The sequence below is a fragment of the Streptomyces sp. SID13726 genome (genome assembly GCF_010548375.1).
Classification (GTDB): domain Bacteria; phylum Actinomycetota; class Actinomycetes; order Streptomycetales; family Streptomycetaceae; genus Streptomyces.
Genome location: NZ_JAAGLY010000302.1, coordinates 1 through 494, shown reverse-complemented (window position 1 = coordinate 494; position 494 = coordinate 1). Strand labels below are relative to the sequence as shown.

Below are 494 nucleotides of genomic sequence, written 5' to 3'. Positions count from 1 at the left end.
GACGAGCTCGCGCTCGAGCCGTGCCTCGGTGCGCAGCGCGTCGAGCACGGCGACGCCCGCCGCGCGCAGGGGCTTGCTCGCGTCGAAGACGCGCTTCGCGGCGTCGGCCTCCGAGAGCGGGGCGGTCGCGACCGCGACGTCGCCGAGGTCCGCGCGCCGGTACACGTGCGGCGCGCCGCGCAGCGTCCACGCGAGGGCGAGGTCGGGCGGCAGGGTGCCCGGCCGCGCGGCCGGGGCGCCGCGCACGGCGAGCGCCCAGGCCGCGCCGTCGGGGCCGGTGTCCTGCACGCCCAGGTCGAGCACCGCGACGTCGGCGGGGGAGGCGGCCGCGCCGGGCGCCTGGTCGAGCTGCTGGGCGTGCCAGCGCGCGGCGAGGACGTCGGTCCGCGAGACCGTGGTCGGGTTCACGGCCTCAGGCTACGGTCGCCTACCCACGCCGCCGCAGCCCGGCACGGGCACGCCTCGCCGCCTCCCCGCCCAGCGGTGGTCAGACC

1 pseudogene is annotated in these 494 nt (G+C 80.6%); it reads right to left on the bottom strand.

Annotation, left to right across the window (positions count from 1 at the left end):
• Positions 1-408, bottom strand: a pseudogene (locus G3I78_RS47755) (winged helix DNA-binding domain-containing protein); the annotation flags it as partial.
• Positions 409-494 lie beyond the last annotated feature (86 nt).